Source organism: Sphingomonas sp. Y38-1Y (assembly GCF_032391395.1).
Lineage (GTDB): Bacteria > Pseudomonadota > Alphaproteobacteria > Sphingomonadales > Sphingomonadaceae > Sphingomonas.
On the sequence record NZ_CP135916.1, the window covers coordinates 2,509,378 to 2,525,311 of the forward strand.

17 protein-coding genes are annotated in these 15,934 nt (G+C 67.6%); 7 read left to right on the forward strand and 10 right to left on the reverse strand.

What is annotated here, in order from left to right:
* Window positions 1-163: 163 nt before the first annotated feature.
* The 3 genes from RS883_RS11955 to RS883_RS11965 form a co-directional block, all read right to left on the reverse strand.
* Window positions 164-1,723 carry a methyl-accepting chemotaxis protein gene (locus RS883_RS11955; RefSeq protein WP_315760419.1) on the reverse strand — a complete coding sequence of 520 codons (1,560 nt, stop codon included), beginning with the start codon at window positions 1,721-1,723 and terminating at the stop codon, window positions 164-166.
* Window positions 1,720-2,037, reverse strand: coding sequence for a hypothetical protein (locus RS883_RS11960; RefSeq protein ID WP_315760420.1), 318 nt, complete (start codon window positions 2,035-2,037; stop codon window positions 1,720-1,722). The genes RS883_RS11955 and RS883_RS11960 overlap by 4 nt, the downstream gene beginning before the upstream one ends.
* Window positions 2,038-2,436: 399 nt before the next feature.
* Complete coding sequence (locus tag RS883_RS11965) at window positions 2,437-3,945, reverse strand: replicative DNA helicase (protein ID WP_315760421.1); 1,509 nt, start codon at window positions 3,943-3,945, stop codon at window positions 2,437-2,439.
* Window positions 3,946-4,044: 99 nt separating this feature from the next.
* On the opposite strand from RS883_RS11965, the gene RS883_RS11970 reads away from it, so the two are divergent.
* Genes RS883_RS11970 through RS883_RS11985 form a run of 4 tightly spaced genes read left to right on the forward strand, consistent with a single transcriptional unit; the run spans window position 4,045 to window position 6,649 of the window.
* Window positions 4,045-4,527, forward strand: coding sequence for a UPF0262 family protein (locus RS883_RS11970; RefSeq protein WP_315760422.1), 483 nt, complete (start codon window positions 4,045-4,047; stop codon window positions 4,525-4,527).
* 12 nt (window positions 4,528-4,539) lie between these two features.
* Window positions 4,540-5,214, forward strand: a complete 675-nt coding sequence (locus RS883_RS11975) for a GH25 family lysozyme (protein WP_315760423.1) — start codon at window positions 4,540-4,542, stop codon at window positions 5,212-5,214.
* A 2-nt stretch (window positions 5,215-5,216) separates the two neighbouring features.
* Window positions 5,217-5,663, forward strand: coding sequence for a cytidine deaminase (locus RS883_RS11980; protein ID WP_315760424.1), 447 nt, complete (start codon window positions 5,217-5,219; stop codon window positions 5,661-5,663).
* 38 nt (window positions 5,664-5,701) lie between these two features.
* Entirely contained in the window at window positions 5,702-6,649 is a 948-nt protein-coding gene (locus RS883_RS11985; RefSeq protein ID WP_315760425.1) for a glucokinase, read from the forward strand.
* 37 nt (window positions 6,650-6,686) lie between these two features.
* Here the strand turns inward: RS883_RS11985 and RS883_RS11990 are convergent, their stop codons facing one another.
* The 3 genes from RS883_RS11990 to RS883_RS12000 all read right to left on the reverse strand — a co-directional run bounded on the left by RS883_RS11990 (window position 6,687) and on the right by RS883_RS12000 (window position 9,801).
* The gene (locus RS883_RS11990) at window positions 6,687-7,601 is read right to left on the reverse strand and encodes a DUF808 domain-containing protein (protein ID WP_315760426.1); all 915 of its coding nucleotides are present in this window, start codon (window positions 7,599-7,601) and stop codon (window positions 6,687-6,689) included.
* A gap of 39 nt (window positions 7,602-7,640) precedes the next feature.
* Window positions 7,641-8,741, reverse strand: coding sequence for a hypothetical protein (locus RS883_RS11995; RefSeq protein WP_315760427.1), 1,101 nt, complete (start codon window positions 8,739-8,741; stop codon window positions 7,641-7,643).
* 151 nt (window positions 8,742-8,892) lie between these two features.
* The gene (locus tag RS883_RS12000; protein WP_315760428.1) at window positions 8,893-9,801 is read right to left on the reverse strand and encodes a hypothetical protein; all 909 of its coding nucleotides are present in this window, start codon (window positions 9,799-9,801) and stop codon (window positions 8,893-8,895) included.
* A gap of 178 nt (window positions 9,802-9,979) precedes the next feature.
* On the opposite strand from RS883_RS12000, the gene rplK reads away from it, so the two are divergent.
* Both rplK and rplA read left to right on the forward strand, forming a co-directional pair.
* Window positions 9,980-10,411: a 50S ribosomal protein L11 gene (gene rplK, locus RS883_RS12005; protein ID WP_315760429.1), complete on the forward strand. Its 432-nt coding sequence runs from the start codon at window positions 9,980-9,982 to the stop codon at window positions 10,409-10,411.
* A gap of 4 nt (window positions 10,412-10,415) precedes the next feature.
* Window positions 10,416-11,114, forward strand: coding sequence for a 50S ribosomal protein L1 (gene rplA, locus RS883_RS12010; RefSeq protein ID WP_315760430.1), 699 nt, complete (start codon window positions 10,416-10,418; stop codon window positions 11,112-11,114).
* A gap of 346 nt (window positions 11,115-11,460) precedes the next feature.
* On the opposite strand, the gene RS883_RS12015 is transcribed toward rplA, so the two are convergent.
* Genes RS883_RS12015 through RS883_RS12025 form a run of 3 tightly spaced genes read right to left on the reverse strand, consistent with a single transcriptional unit; the run spans window position 11,461 to window position 13,804 of the window.
* Window positions 11,461-12,069: a hypothetical protein gene (locus tag RS883_RS12015; RefSeq protein WP_315760431.1), complete on the reverse strand. Its 609-nt coding sequence runs from the start codon at window positions 12,067-12,069 to the stop codon at window positions 11,461-11,463.
* Entirely contained in the window at window positions 12,066-13,139 is a 1,074-nt protein-coding gene (locus tag RS883_RS12020) for a M48 family metalloprotease (RefSeq protein ID WP_315760432.1), read from the reverse strand. The genes RS883_RS12015 and RS883_RS12020 overlap by 4 nt, the downstream gene beginning before the upstream one ends.
* Entirely contained in the window at window positions 13,136-13,804 is a 669-nt protein-coding gene (locus RS883_RS12025; RefSeq protein ID WP_315760433.1) for a hypothetical protein, read from the reverse strand. Before RS883_RS12025 ends, RS883_RS12020 begins: the two co-directional genes overlap by 4 nt.
* A gap of 94 nt (window positions 13,805-13,898) precedes the next feature.
* Between RS883_RS12025 and RS883_RS12030 the strand changes: the two genes are divergently transcribed.
* Window positions 13,899-14,108 (forward strand): hypothetical protein, encoded by a 210-nt coding sequence (locus tag RS883_RS12030; RefSeq protein ID WP_315760434.1) that lies wholly within the window; start codon window positions 13,899-13,901, stop codon window positions 14,106-14,108.
* 252 nt (window positions 14,109-14,360) lie between these two features.
* Here RS883_RS12030 and gatB read toward each other — a convergent pair whose 3' ends face one another.
* The gene (gene gatB, locus RS883_RS12035) at window positions 14,361-15,917 is read right to left on the reverse strand and encodes an Asp-tRNA(Asn)/Glu-tRNA(Gln) amidotransferase subunit GatB (RefSeq protein ID WP_315760435.1); all 1,557 of its coding nucleotides are present in this window, start codon (window positions 15,915-15,917) and stop codon (window positions 14,361-14,363) included.
* Between the last annotated feature and the right edge of the window lie 17 nt (window positions 15,918-15,934).

Below are 15,934 nucleotides of genomic sequence, written 5' to 3' on the forward strand. Positions count from 1 at the left end.
CGGGATCCCACTTCTTCTCCGTCACCGCAAGAAAGCCCACCCTCAACCGTCACCCCGGACTTGTTCCGGGGTCCACCGTTCCGCGTACTCAGCAGCGGCTTGGTTGGCGGACAGGTGGACCCCGGAACATGTCCGGGGTGACGAGTAATCGGGATCGCGCCGGCTAAGCCGCCGCCTCCAGCGGCACCTCGCGCAGGTGGCGCACGAACCGATCCGCCGACCCGCGCAGTTCGTGCGCGTTGCGCGACAAGGCCCGCGTCGATCCCCGCAGGTCCGCGGCCAGCGATCCCGCCGTCGCCACCCGCTCCGCCAGCGCCTCGATCCGCTGCTCGATCAGGTCGGCGTTGCTCGCCGCCCGCGCCACGCTGTCCTCGATCGCGGTGGCGAGCCTGCGCTGGTCCGCCGCCTCCGCCGCGATCCCGTGCGCGGCGTCCGACACCTCCAGCACCGCCTCGCACATCAGTTCGGCATCGCTGCCGGAGGCGACCGCCGTCCGGCGCACGTCGTTGAGGATGTCGACGATCCGCCCGCTCGCGCGCTCGGTCTCGGCCGCCAGGCCCTTCACCTCGCCCGCGACCACGGCAAAGCCGCGCCCGGCGTCACCCGCCCGCGCCGCCTCGATCGTCGCATTGAGCGCCAGCAAGTTGGTCTTGGCCGCGATCGCGCGGATCTGGTCGATGAAGCCGCCGATCTCCTGCGCGCAGTCTGTGAGCGCCGCGATCGTCGCGCTGCTCTGCTCGCTCTTGGAGCGCCCCACCTCGGTCAGTTCGCGCTGCTGCTCGGCCGCCGCCGCGATCGATCCGATCGAATGGCCGAGCGTCGCGATCGCCCCCGCCACGCGCCGGATCTGACCCGTCGCGTCGACCGCGTTCGCCGCGACCTCGCCCGCCTCGCGCCCTGCCGCCCCGAACATCGTGTCGAGGTACGCGGCCGATGAATCGAGGCCGCTCGCCGCCCCCTCGATCGCGACCGCGATCCCCGCCACCGACCGCTCGAAATCGGCGGCGAAGGCGAGGAGTTCGTCGCGGCGCTCGGCGGCATGGCGCTGCTCGACCTCGCGGCGCTCCGCCCGCGCGCGTTCGGCCTGCGCCTCGGCGGCGCGTGCGAGCTTGAGCGCCGCTTCCGCCCGCGCCCGCTCCGCCTCGGCTGCGGCGGCGAGCCGGCCGCTGTCGGCGACGGCGCGATCCTGATCGTCGACCAGCTTGGCCAGCCGCGTGGTGATATAGGCGAGCACCGCGAACTGCATGATGACCGCCGCAGCGTGGAACAGCACGCGGCCCAGATTGCCCTCGCCCGCGAACACGAAATCGGGCGCGATCCATTCGAGCGCCAGGTGATGGAGCGCGATCAGCCCCGACGCCAGCGCGATCGGCCGCCAGTCGCACAGCACCGTCAGCAGCGCGAGCGCCACGAAGAAATACATGTGCGCGTCCATCTGCCACTCATGGCCGGCCAGCGCATAGACGAGGAGCGCGGGCATCGCCGCCGCGAGCGTTCCCGCCAGCAGCCGCGCCTGCCCATCGTGGCGCCCGGTCGCCGCCGCCCAGCTCGGCAGCAGGTTGACGAGCGCGCCGACCGCGAACACCGTCAGCGCCGGCTGTCCCGCGATGAACGCGACCAGCGTCACCGCCAGGACGCTCGCCCAGCCGAGCATCGCGATCATCAAGAGCCCGCGTCGGCGAAGCGCCGACACGCTGCACGGATCGTTGGCGGCGGCGATCATGCGCGTCGCTCCAGCTTGCCGCAAAGGACCGGGCGCGCGGCCACGACCAACGCGTCGGCCGCCAGCACCGCCCCCGCGATCGCCTCGCGCCGGCCGGTCACCACCAGGCTTCCGGGCAACCGGCCTGCCCCCAGCAACCGCGCGCCCGCCCCCGTCGCGGCATTGAGCGCGGCGACGCTCGCGCCCGGTGCCGGCACCAGCAGCATCGCGCCCTCCGCCGGCGGCGCCAGCCACAATGTCGCGGCACCGCCGATCACGGCCAGGGATTGAACCACCGCGATCGGCGGCCGGGGCGGGCAGAAGCGCTTAACCATGCGTTGCCGTTACCGCCGCAATGGTGAAGACGACGTTAGAGATGGCACTGGACCTTGATCGGTACGAAGCCAGTCAAATGCCGTGCTCCCGCGAAGGCGGGAGCCCAGAGCCACCAACGCCGTCGCCCGCCGCCGTAGGCTTCCGCCTTCGCGGGAGCACGGACGCCGTAGCTCGTACCCCGGCGAAGGCCAGGGTCCAGTTGGGAAGGCTGCTGTGAGGACACGCAGCGTCCTACCGGCCAAGTCCCCCACCTGGACCCCGGCCTTCGCCGGGGTACGACCGAGAGAAACGCCACCACTCCGTCACCCCGGACTTGATCCGGGGTCCCGCTTCTTGCCCGCGGGCTGGCGAGAGAAGCGTAATCCCGGATCAGGTCCGGGATGACGAGAAAGAAGCCCCTACTCCAGCGGCCCCGAATATTGCGGCCCCGCATAATCGCTGAACCGCGTGATCTCCGGCTCGAACTTCAGCGTCACCTTGCCCGTGGCACCGTGACGCTGCTTGGCGATGATGAGCTCGGCCAGGCCGAACACGCGCTCCATGTCCTGGTGCCACTTCTGGTGGTCCTCGAACACCTTGGAATCATCGCCCTCGACGGGCCGCTTCGGCTCCTTGGCGGCGACGTAATAGTCCTCGCGGTACACGAACCAGACCATGTCGGCGTCCTGCTCGATCGAGCCGGATTCGCGAAGGTCGGACAGCTGCGGCCGTTTGTCCTCGCGGCTTTCGACCTGTCGGCTGAGCTGCGACAGCGCCATCACCGCCACGTCCATGTCCTTGGCCAACGTCTTCAACCCGCGGCTGATCTCGGAGATTTCCTGCACGCGATTGTCGCTCGACCGCGCGCCCGATCCCGACAGGAGCTGGAGATAGTCGACGACGATGAACTTGAGGTCGTCGCCCAGCGTCCGCTTCAACCGCCGCACGCGCGTGTGCAGCGCGCTGATCGAGATGCCCGCGGTATCGTCGATATAGAGCGGCAGGTTCTGAAGGTCGGTGGCCGCGTCGGCCAACTGGCGGAACTCCTGCTTGCTGATCCGGCCCATGCGCAGCGCTTCGGAAGAGATGCGCGACTGTTCGGCCAGGATACGCGTGGCCAGCTGGTCGGCCGACATTTCCAGGCTGAAGAACGCGACCTTGCCGCCGATCGATTCCTTGGGGCTCAGGCCCAGCGCCATGTCGTCGTTCCACCGGCGCGCGGTGTTGAACGCGATGTTGGTGGCCAGCGACGTCTTGCCCATGCCGGGACGGCCGGCGAGGATGATGAGGTCGGAATGGTGAAGGCCGCCGATCCGCTGGTTGATGCTCTCGAACCCGGTGGTCGATCCCGACAGGCCGCCGCCCGCGTTCAGCGCCTTGGCCGCCATGTCGACTGCGGCGGTCGCCGCCTGCGCGAAGGACTTGATCGACTTGGTGGTGGTGCCGCCAGCGGCGACCGCGAACAGCGCCTCTTCCGCCGCCTCGATCTGGGCCGACGGATCGATCTTCTCCGACGTATCCATCGCCTTGTCGACCAGCTCGCGGCCCACCTCGATCAGCGTGCGAAGCTGGGCGAGGTCATAGATCTGCCGCGCGAACTGGCGCGCACCGATCAGGCCCGCGCCCGATCCCGTCAGCTGCGCCAGATACGCCGGCCCGCCCAGCGCCGCCATGCCTGTGTCGGTCTCGAACATCGGCTTCAGCGTCAGCGGGTTGGCGAGCAGATCCTCGCCGCGCAGCTTGGTGATCGCGCCGAAGATGCGCGCATGGACCGGCTCGTGGAAATGATCGGGCTTCAGCATGTCGACGATGTCGTCGGCCAGCCGGTTGTCGATCATCATCGCGCCGAGCAGCGCCGCCTCGGCCTCGACATTCTGGGGCAGGCGGATGGGCGCGGCGGGCGCGGCAGGAATCAGTTGGGTGGCCATTCCGCCTCATCCCGGATCGGACGGGCGCACGCAACCGCCCGCCCCTGTGGAAAACGGGAGCCGTTGTAATCGCGGGCCGAACGCGGCAAGCGGGCGAGCATGGCCGACACGCGCATCATCGACGTGACGCTGGACGAACGCACGATCCTGTGGCGGTCGGCCGATATCGAGCAGGAACGGCGGATCGCCATCTTCGACCTGCTCGAAGGCAATCATTTCCGTCCCTTGCGCGATCATGCCGACGGCTATGCCGGCCCGTACAAGCTGGCGCTCAGCGTTGAGGAAGGGCGCCTCGCGCTGGCACTGGCGCGGGAGGACGGGACGCCGCTCGAGACATTGGTGCTCGCGCTCGGTCGCTTTCGCCGGCCGATCAAGGACTATTTCGCGATCTGCGACAGCTATTACCAGGCGATCCGCAGCGCGACTGCCGCCCAGATCGAGACCGTCGACATGGCGCGCCGCGGCATCCACAACGAGGCCGCCGAACTCCTTCGCGAGCGGCTGGACGGCAAGATCGAGATCGATTTCGACACCGCGCGGCGGTTGTTCACGCTCATCTGCGTGCTGCACATCAAGGGATAATCGGGAGCTTTCATGTGGGGTTTGGGGCGCTGGGTCGGCGCCGTCATCGTTCTTGGCCTGCTCGCGCTCGTGGGCTGGCGGTTCGCGGCGCAATGGGCGCCATCGGCCGAGGATTTCCCGATCCAGGGCGTCGACGTCAGCGCGGCGACCCGTGCGGTCGACTGGGGCACGGCCAAGGCGCAGGGCGTCGACTTCGCCTATGCGCTGGCGACGACGGGCGACAAGGGACGCGATCCGTCGTTCGAGGGGCATTGGGCGGCGCTGGCGGAAACGGGCATCCGCCGCGGGGCGATGCACGGCTACAGTCTCTGCCGCCTGGCCGCCGATCAGGCCGATCACTTCAACGCGGTCGTGCCGCGCATGCCCGACGCGCTGCCAGCGGTCGTCGCGTTCGACTTCGCCCCCGACTGCACGGACCGCCCCGCGCGTGACGTGCTGCTGCGCGAGGTCGCGATCTTCCTCGAACGGGTGGAGCGGCACACCGGCGAGCGCGTGCTCATCCGGGTCGCCCCCGATTTCGAGAAGCAGTACCGGCTGAGCGACGGCGTCGCCCGCACCTTCTGGGCGACGGGCAACTGGTTCGCGCCCGACTATCTGGCACGTCCCTGGCGGATGTGGCAGGCGAACGCGGCAAGGCGGGTCGAGGGGTTCGAGGCGCCGGTGGGCTGGGACGTGGTGGCACGGTGAGCATGATCGACGAAGCCGCACTGATCGCCGCCGCCCGCGCCGCCGCCGTCAACGCCCACGCCCCCTATTCGCGCTTCCGCGTCGGCGCCGCGCTGCTCCTGACCGATGGCACGGTCGTGACCGGCGCCAATGTCGAGAATGCGAGCTACGGCCTGTCGCTCTGTGCGGAGACCGTGGCGGTCGCGACCGCCAGCGCGGCCGGGCGCCTCAGGGACATCGTCGCCGTCGCGGTGATCGGCGGCATGGACCGCGACGGCCGCGCGACCGGCACCGATCCCGTCCGACCCTGCGGCCGTTGCCGCCAGGTGCTGAACGAGGCCGCCGGGATGGGCCGCCGCGACCTCACCGTGCTGTGCGCAGGCGCGGAGGGCGACGCGGTCGAGCGCCACCGCCTCTCCGACCTTCTCCCCCACGCCTTTGGCCCCAGTGACTTAGGCATTGATCCTTAACGAGTGAGCGCTACCATCCCCGGCAAAAGGGGATGAGGATGCGTGAAGACACCGCCGCGGCGACGCGTGCGATCGTGGGGCATGTCGGGCGCAAGGGCGTGCGGTTCGCATTGGTCGACGGCGCCGGCCGGATCGAGCCGGGCAGCATCCGCTTCCACGAGGCCGCCGCGACGCCCAGCATCGCCGGCGCGATCACCGGCTTCCAGCGCGAGATGCAGCTGCCCCCCGGCGCGATCCGCTCGGCGATCGCGGTCGCCGGCCTCGTCCGCGGCGATTCGATCTCGGTCACGCGGACGCGCTGGTTCGTGTCGCGCTCCGGGCTGCACGCGATGCTCGGCCACCCGCCGATCATCCTCAACGATTTCGAGGCGGAGGCCTGGGCGCTCGCCGCGCGAGAGGGCGGCGGCCAATTCGCCACCACCCACTGCATCGCCGGCGCGACCTCCGGCCTGGGCGTCGCGGTGCTGCGCCGCGATCCCGTGCGCGGCGTCACCGTGCTCGCGACCGAGGCGGGGCACGCCGCCTTCGCCCCCCCGGACCAGGCGCTGGCCGAGCATGTCGCCGCGCTCTTCCCCGGCCGGCTGTCGGTCACCGCGGAGGAGTTCGTCTCCGCCTCCGGCCTCGTCACGCTCTATACGCACCTGGCGCGCGCCGCCGGCGTTTCTCCCCGCTTCACCACGCCCGAAGCAGTCACCGCCGGCGCGATCCGCGATGCGCAGGCAGAGGCGGCGTGCGAGGCGATCGCCGCCGCCTTCGCCGCGCATCTCGGCAACCTCGTCCTCAGCTATGGCGCGTGGGACGGCGTGATCGTCAGCGGCGGGCTGGGCGCGGCGCTCCGCCCGATGTTCGCCCGCGCGCGCGTCACCGCCGCGTTCCAGGGCACGCACCGCTTCGCCCGCCAGCTGGCCCAGGTGCCGATCCGCTTCGACACCGTGCCGCAGGGCGAGCTCCTGGGCGCCGCCGAGGCCCTGCGCGCCGCGGCCTGACGCTTTGCCGCGCTCCCGCCGCCGCGGGAGCCTCCCCTCAATGCCCCTTGCGCGGCACCAGCTTGAGCAGCCCCACCACGACCAGCCCGACCGCGATCCCGACCACGCCCGAGCCGAGCGCCGTCACCAGCCAGCTCACGAACCCGCCCTCGCCGCCGACCGCGACCGCCGCGCCGTGGATGACATGCTCCGGCCCCGCGATGCCGAAGCCCGCCAGCCCGTGGACGATGATCCCGCCGCCGACCCACAGCATCGCCGCCGTCCCGACCCAGGCGAGCACTTTCAGCAGCACCGGCATCGCCTTGAGCAGCCCGCGGCCCAGCCCCACCGCGCGCCCCGACTTGACCAGCGCCAGGCCGATATCGTCCATCTTCACGATGATCGCGACCGCGCCATAGACGGCGATCGTGATCCCCACGCCCACCACCGCCAGCACGACCGCCTGCATCCACAGGCTCTGCTGCGGCAGCTCGGCCAGCGCGATCGCCATGATCTCGGCCGACAGGATCAGGTCGGTGCGGATCGCCCCCGACACCTGCCGCGCCTCCAGCTCGGCCGGATCGGTGATCGCCGCCGCATCGTCGGCATGCGCGTCGCCGGTGAACTTGTGGAGAAGCTTCTCGACCCCCTCATAGGAGAGGAAGGCGCCGCCCAGCATCAGGATCGGCGTGATCGCCCATGGGAGCAGCGCCGACAGGATCAGCGCCGCAGGCAACAGGATGAGGAGCTTGTTGCGAAGCGACCCCACGCCGATCTTGGCGATGATCGGCAGCTCGCGCTCGGGCGCCAGCCCCACGACATAGCCCGGCGTCACCGCCGCATCGTCGATGACCACGCCCGCCGCCTTGGTCCCCGCCCGAGCCGCCGCCACCCCGACATCGTCCACCGAGGCGGCGGCCAGCTTGGCGATAGCGGCGATGTCGTCGAGTAGCGCGATTAAGCCGCCGGCCATAAGGTTCCTATTTCAATCAAGCTAGGTGTCAAACATTCTCTACTCGGCTTCTGATCTTGGAGTAACCTTCTTTCTACGAGAGCGCGGCTTTGCCGTCTGAGGCCTACTTTCGCGTTCTTCGTCGGCGTTCGCCTTTTCCACCAGCTTTAACAACTTCTCAATGTCCTGGCGCGTCAAGGTTGAGTCCTCCCCCTCCTGACGGCCCTCAACATCTGTTGTTTGTGGGATCGGATTAGCATCAGGTTCGCTTGGCTCATCCTTCGCATCGCGGACCATAGCTGCGGGGTTGGACGTCAATAACTTATGCTGCGGCCGCATGGTTAACGCAGGACTTTCTTGCTGAACTTTCATCTCAGGAATGTAAGCTCCAGTATTTGCAAACCTTTCAAGTCCAACAAAAATTCCGTGCTTCATCCGTGCGGAACTTTCCGCATCAAGCTGACCATCAGCCTCCATTTTGGATATCTTTTGAATAACCCCCAGTGTCTCGCCTGTCACCTGAAGGTTTTTGATCGTTACATTATGCTTATGAAACCAAATAGTGTTATAAACCCATTGAAGCGTTTCTCTAAGTTCGAGCATAAGCTTAGCCACGCCCAAAAAGTCAAAAGACTTTTCGCTGCCGGAATCAAGACCTACGACGGCGATAGAGTTCTCGGAAACACCCTCAATTTTCGCGAGAACTTGGTAAATGGTACTTATAGATGATAATAGTTCGATAACCCTCTCTGGAGTAGACAGCGCGTCACCTTCGTCGGTTAAAATAACCGTTTGCAGCTCCAGACCGTCACTGCGCCCTCCCCCCGATGATTTTATGTCTTCATAATCTCTCTCAAGAAGACTTAACACCCTAGGTAGAAAGGTCATCGTTTGCCTTATTTTGCCTACATTACTGAAGACAAAACTAGGATCAAAAGATTGCAAATGAGGCTGCCAGGTTGAAGGGCTAGATAGGCTTTCCAATCCCATGATTGCCAAAATAGTCTTTTCGGCTGCGCCATATTCAGCGCTGCGATGAAAATAGTCTGCCAGGATAGAGATACTGACGAAATCAATTTTTGTTTCTGACTTGGTGTTACGCTGGTAGTTTTCTACCGCCTCTTCGAAGCTGGCCGCTAACCCGCTTTCCTCGAGGTCCAAAACTATCCTCTCGAGAGCACGTTGCAATACCTCACGCCTCATCCCATTGCCCCTAAGTCGCCGCAAAATTCGCTGTTACAAGTGCTTAAACACCGGCACAAAAGCAACATACCGCATCGAATTTGAATTGCTTTTGAGGTTCCCGAGTAACTCACCCCCGCTTCCCCGCCTTCTCCCACTCGACCACCAGATCCAGCGGCGCGATCGTCGGCCCCGCCCCCTCCGGCCGGCCCACTATCTTGTCGAGCGCCATGCCCAGTTTCCACTCGACATGGCTCCGCAGGATCGCGTCGGCCTGGCGCGCACGATCCTCGACATATTGCGCGGCGCGGACTTCGGCGGGCTTGTTGAGGCGGCTATAGCGGCCCAGGCTGTCATATTTGATCGCACGCGGTTCGGGATCGCGGATGCGCTTGTCGTGCAGGTACAACAGCGCCATCGCCTGATAGGTCGTCATCGCCGGCATCGCCGGCCGCTCGTTATGCGACCATTCGGCATGCTCATGGTCCCATGGCTGAAACCCCTCGATCAGCGCCGCCTCCAGCCGTTCATAGCCCTCCTTCTCCGCCGCCTCCCATTCGCGGGCAAAGCCGGGGTCGCAGCGTCTGCGGCGATAGAAGGGGGCTTCCGCCGCGCCCGCCGCCGCCGCCGACAGCCGGACATTGCACGTCGCGGCCAGCGCCAGCAGGAACGCCTGCTCGGCCGCGCGCGTCAGCTTGCCGGCTTGCGACGCGCGCAGTTGCAGTTTGCCGTTGGCGAGGGACACGATGACCGGCTCGCCGCCCTGCGTCCGGTGCTCGCGGGCGGCGCGGGCGGCGCGGCCGCTCGGCGGCTTCGCCTCCGGCCGGTGCGGGCCCTGGCGGTTCAGCCGCGCCTGTGCCGCCACCAGCGCCGCATCCCACTTGGTCGCGAACACCGGATGCTCTCGCCGCCGACGGTGCATCGTGGCATCGGCGATGCCCACGGCGCGCGCCGCCAGCCGGACATTGCCGCCCTTGGCCAGTTCGGTCAGGAACCGCCGGTTCTGTGCCGCCTGCTCGGCGGTGAACAATCGTGCCATGTTCCGCATCTGTTCACATGAAATCCTACATTGCAAGTGGGATCGCTTTGCGCTAGGCGCGCGGCTTCCTTCGAGACATCGCAGGGAGTTGCGGGAGGCGCCGGTTCCGGCCGCGCCGTTCGACCGCTCAACTTGATCCGCTCTCGGCCTCGGCCGCGGCGGGAACAGAGTGAGAGACATGGCAAAGAAGATCACCGGCTATATCAAGCTGCAGGTGCCGGCCGGCAAGGCCAACCCGTCGCCGCCGATCGGCCCGGCGCTGGGTCAGCGCGGCGTCAACATCATGGAATTCTGCAAGGCGTTCAACGCCTCGACGGGCGACCAGGAAGTCGGCACGCCGCTTCCCACCGTCATCACCGTCTATGCGGACCGTTCCTTCTCGTTCGAGACCAAGACGCCGCCGGCGACCTATCTCATCAAGAAGGCCGCGGGCCTGAAGTCGGGCTCGAAGGAGCCGGGCAAGGTGTCGGCGGGAACGATCAAGCGCTCGGCGCTGTCGGAGATCGCGACCGCGAAGATGAAGGATCTGAACGCGAACGACATCGACGCCGCGACCAAGATCATCGAAGGTTCGGCCCGCGCGATGGGCCTCGAAGTGGTGGAGGGCTGATCTGATGGCCAAGCTGACCAAGAAGGCAAAGGCCCTCGCGACCGCCGTCGACCGCGAGAAGCTGTACGGCATCGACGAGGCGATCGGCCTCGCCCGCACCCACGCCACCTCGAAGTTCGACGAGACGATCGAGGTCGCGCTGAACCTCGGCGTCGACCCCCGCCACGCCGACCAGATGGTCCGCGGCGTCGTCACCCTGCCCAAGGGCACCGGCAAGACGGTCCGCGTCGGCGTGTTCGCCAAGGGTGCGAAGGCCGATGAGGCGCGGGAAGCCGGCGCCGACGTCGTCGGGGCCGAGGACCTGATGGAGATCGTTCAGGGCGGCAAGATCGACTTCGATCGCTGCATCGCGACCCCGGACATGATGGGTGTCGTCGGTCGCCTGGGTAAGATCCTGGGCCCCAAGGGCCTGATGCCCAACCCCAAGCTCGGCACCGTGACGATGAACGTCGCCGCGGCGGTCGAGGCGGCCAAGGGCGGCCAGGTCGAGTACCGCGTCGAGAAGGCGGGCATCATCCATTCGGGCATCGGCAAGGCGTCGTTCGCCGCCGAGGACCTTCGCGCGAACTTCGATGCGCTGGTCGACGCGGTGGTCAAGGCCAAGCCGTCGGGCGCCAAGGGCAAGTATCTGCGCAAGATCGCGGTCAGCTCCTCGATGGGTCCGGGCATCAAGGTCGATGTCGCCGAGGTCTCGGCCGCTTAAGCACGGTTCGACCGATGTAGGACAGGGCCGGGAGAGCAATCTCCCGGCCCTTTCTTTATGTATGGGTGCGGCAAGGCCTGCGTCCAGCGCACGTCCTTCGACAAGCTCAGGACAAACGGATCATGTTCGGCGAGCAAACCGAGCTATTGGCCTTCGCATTGTGCGCTAAACCCGTTCGTGCTGAGCCTGTCGAAGCACGTGCGCCGCCCCCTCCCCGTTCGTGCCGAGTAGAGACTGAGTAGCGCCCGCCAGGGCGCTTATCGAAAGCTCATATCGAGGTACCGTCGCACAAGGTCTCCCTCGATAAGCGACTTCGATACGCCGGCTTGCGCCGGCTACTCAGCCGCTACTCGGGACGAACGGAGTTGGTGCGGTCGAGCGTGAGCCGCGCCCCATCCGCCACCGCCCGGAACGCCGCCAGATCCCGCTCGAAATACAGGATCGCCGGCGCCTCATACGTCAAAAGGTAAAGCCGCCCCGCGACCACCGCCCCCCGCGCCTCGCCTCGCCGGCGAACCTCGTCGCCCGGCAGCGTGTAGCGATAGCGCATCACGAACCCCTCGCGCCCCGCGAGCCGCGCTGGCGCGAGCGCATTCATCTCGAACAGCGTCGTCCCCGTCGCCACCCGATAGCTCCGCTCGACCAGCTCCGCGATGTCACTCGCCAGCATGGTCGCGGCGAACCGCGGCAAGGGCGCCTCACGCTTGTCGACTTCGCGGAACAACGGCTCGCCATCCTCGATCCCGCCATAGAAGGTGAGGTCGTTGAGCAGCGGCCCGTCCAGCGTCCAGCTTTCCGCCCGCTTGCCCGGCCTCAGCCCCGCATTGCGGTTCCAGGCGCGGTCCGGCGTGACTGTCAGCCCCGACCGCGCCACCGCGATCGGCCGCCCTGCCGGCACGAGCACATAGTCCGAGCACCCCGCCAGCATCAGCGCCAGCGCCAGCGCGCGCCTCATGGCGCGACCATCGCGCGCAGCATCGCCGCGTCGGCAGCATCGGGCCGCTCCGCCAGATAACGCGACAGCGCCGCGCGCCCGGCCGCCCGATCGCCCTTGCGGATCAGCGCCAGGCCCATGCCACGGCTCGCCTCCGCCAGCGGCAGCGCCGCGCGATAGGCCGCCACCGCACCGTCCAGATCACCCGCCGCTCGCGCCATCTCACCTTTGCCCAGGGCGATCCAATCGGCCGGGCCGCCACTCCGCGCCATCCGGTCGAGCAGCCACCGCGTGCCGCCCGGATCGTTGAGCCGCAGCTGATCCTCGATCAGCCAGCGCCAATGCGGCCCGAGCGCGCGCGAGTAACTCGCCGCCCCATCCGAACCGACGCCGCTACCCGCCAGCCCGGCCAGGACCGCTTCACGCTCGGCGCTGGCAGGATGGCTCGCGAACAACCCGCCGTCCCCGCGCGGTCGCCGCCCGCGCGCCGTTGCCGCGGCGAGGCGCTCGGCCCGCACCGCCGCCCAGATCGCCGACGCTGCGCGCGGATCATAGCCGGCGCCCCGCAGCATCCCGATCGACGCCGCGTCCGCCTCCCGCTCCATCTCACGCGAATAGGCCGAGAGCGACGCGACCAGTCCGACCTGCGCCGCCGAGTAGCCGAGATTGCCGGTCAGCAACCCGACCGGCAGGCCAAGCAGCGCCCAGCCATCGGACTTCCGCCGATAGTCGCGGAATGCCCGGAGCGAGTGCCGCGCGCGATAGTGCGCGATCTCGTGCGCCAGCACCGCCGCCAGCTCCGCCTCGTTCGCGGTGCGCAGGAACAGCCCGCTCCACACGATCATCGCGCCGTTCGGCGCCATCGACGCGTTGAGGTACGGCGTGCGCACGACATAGACGCGGATCGCGCCGCAGTCCGGTCCCGCCAGCCGACACGTCAGCGCGCGGACATACTCGTTGAGTGCCGGATCGGCGACGATGAACGGCGACGTCCGCAACGTCCGCTCCGCCTCGTCCGTCTGCATCCTGAGGCCGGCCTCGTCGGCGGGCATTGCCTGTGCGAGCATCAGCGCGGCGGCGATCGCCTTCATCGCCGCCCCCGCATCGTCGACAGCAGCCGCTCGACCAGCGCCTTCGCGCCTTCCGCGGTCGCCGGATCGCCGACGCCGCCGGTCATGACGTTGAACCAGACGACGTTGCCGCTCTTCAGGTCGACGAGCGAGGCATACGCGATGTGCTCGCCGCCGCCCGGCAACAGGCACAGGCCGACGACGCAGCCGACCGCGCCCGCCACGGCCATCGCCTTGCGAGCATCGTCCGAGCGGTAGCTTCGCACGCTCAGGAACAGCGCGTGATCGCCCTGCGCGCCGATCGCCCCCCGCAGTCCCGGTCCCAGCGTCCAGTCGAAACGGCGCTTCTTGGTCGGCAGCGGCACCTCACCATATTTATGGAGCGCGATCGCGGTGGCGACCGTGCGGTGCAGCGCCTCGTAATCGGCAGGCACCGGCTCGGGGAGCGGCACCGCGCGATCGCCCTGCGCCCTGAGATAAGCCGCCAGCGCCGCCGACAGTGCCGCGCGCGCCGCCGCGGTGCGCTCGGCATCGTGCTGCGCGACGCCGCCCATGCTGATCCGGCCAAGCTCGACATCGCCGCGCGGCACGACGATCGCCACCGGGCCGGTCAGCCGGTAGCCCGGCGCCGCCATGTCCTGCGTCGCCGTACAGCCGGCCAGCGCCACCGCCAAAAGGAATGCCATGCCCCGCATCGCGCGCGACCATGGCGCAAAAAGCTTAATGCCGCGCGACCCTATCGCGCTCCGGCGCGTTCATGGTGTGAAAGGAGCCTTTGCCATGACCGATCGCGATCGCGACGCCAATCCCGACAGCCCGCCCACCGGCGAGCCCACCGACCTCGAACGCGCCGTCAACGAGGACCGCGGCGGCCGCGACATCGAGAATGTTCGCGAAGACGATGAGACGCCACTCGAACCCACCGTCTCGCCCGACAGCGCCGGCGGCGCCGGCGGCGTGGTCCGCAACCAGGACGACACGGCGCAGTGAACCATCGTCATCCCGGACTTGATCCGAGATCCCGCTTCTTCTGACTTGGCATTTGGAGAGAAGAAGCGGGACGCCGGATCAGGTCCGAAGTGACGCTTTCAACCTCAAGCTACTTGTACCCCGGCGAAGGCCGGGGCCCAGTTGGGAAAGCCAGACCGGCGTAGCCCAACGCTTGTCATCAGCGGCTCGCAACTGGACCCCGGCCTTCGCCGGGGTACAAGCTTACGGTGCTGGCCTCGTCATAGCACAGTCTCACCCGTCCAGCGCCTTTTTCAGCAGTTCGTTGACGACGCCCGGGTTGGCCTTGCCCGCCATCGCCTTCATCGTCTGGCCGACGAAGAAGCCGAACAGCTTGTCCTTGCCGCCGCGATAATCGGCGACCTTGTCCTCGTTCGCCGCCAGCACCTTGGCGATCTCGGCCTCGATCGCGCCGGTGTCGCTGGTCTGCTTGAGGCCGCGCGCCTCAACGATCGCCTCGGCACCTTCGCCCGTCTCCAGCATGATCTCGAACACCTGCTTGCCCAGCGTGTTCGAGATGGTGCCGTTGGCGATCAGCGCGAGCAATTCGGCACTCTGGGCAGGCGACACCGGCGAGTTGGCGATGCTCCTGCCCAGCCGGTTCAGCGCGCCGAAAAGGTCCGATATAAGCCAATTCGCTGCCTGCTTAGCCGCCGCCTGAACATCGTCGGGGACATTTTCGGTCCACGTCGTCGCCATTTCGGGCACGAACGCCCCGATCGTCTTGCGGTAGACCATGAGCTTTACGAGAAGCGCTTCGAACCACTGAGCCGTCTCGACTTCGGCCGTCAGCACTGCCGCATTGTAGGGCGAAAGCCCAAGCGCACCCTCGTACCGCGCGCGCTTGGCGTCGGGCAGCTCGGGCAGGCTCGCCCGGCATTCCTCGAGGAACGCGTCGTCGAGCTCCAGCGGCAGCAGGTCGGGATCGGGGAAATAGCGGTAATCGTGCGCATCTTCCTTCGACCGCATCGAGCGGGTGACGCCCTTGTCTGGGTCGAACAGCCGCGTTTCCTGGACGATGCGCCCGCCGCTTTCCAGCACGTCGACCTGGCGCTGCGCCTCATACTCGATCGTCGCCATGACGAAGCGCACCGAGTTGACGTTCTTCGTCTCCGTCCGGGTGCCGAACGCGTCGCCCGGCTTGCGCACGCTGACATTGACGTCGGCGCGCATCGATCCTTCTTCCATATTGCCGTCGCACGACCCGACATAGCGCAGGATGGTGCGCAGCTTGCGGACATACGCCCCCGCCTCAGCCGGCGAGCGCATGTCGGGCTTCGACACGATCTCCATCAGCGCCACGCCGGACCGATTGAGGTCGACATAGGAGCGCGTCGGGTGCTGGTCGTGCATCAGCTTGCCGGCATCCTGCTCGACATGGATGCGCTCGACGCCGATCGCCTTCGTGCCCGCGTCGGGGTTCTTCTCGTCGACCGCGATCTCGATCCGCCCCTCGCCCACCAGCGGGTGATAGAGCTGGCTGATCTGATATCCCTGCGGCAGGTCGGCGTAGAAGTAATTCTTGCGGTCGAACCGCGACCAGCGATTGATCTCGGCGTCGATCGCCATGCCCGTGCGCACCGCCTGGCGAATGCACTCGCGGTTCGGCACCGGCAGCATTCCCGGCATCGCCGCATCGACCAGGCTGACCTGCGTGTTGGGCTCCGCCCCGAACGCCGTCGCCGCGCCTGAGAAGAGCTTGGCGTTCGACGTCACCTGGGCATGGACCTCCAGCCCGATCACGACTTCCCAGTCGCCGGTTGCGCCGTGAATGCGGTAGGTCGATTCCATCTTCACCAAATCCGTTC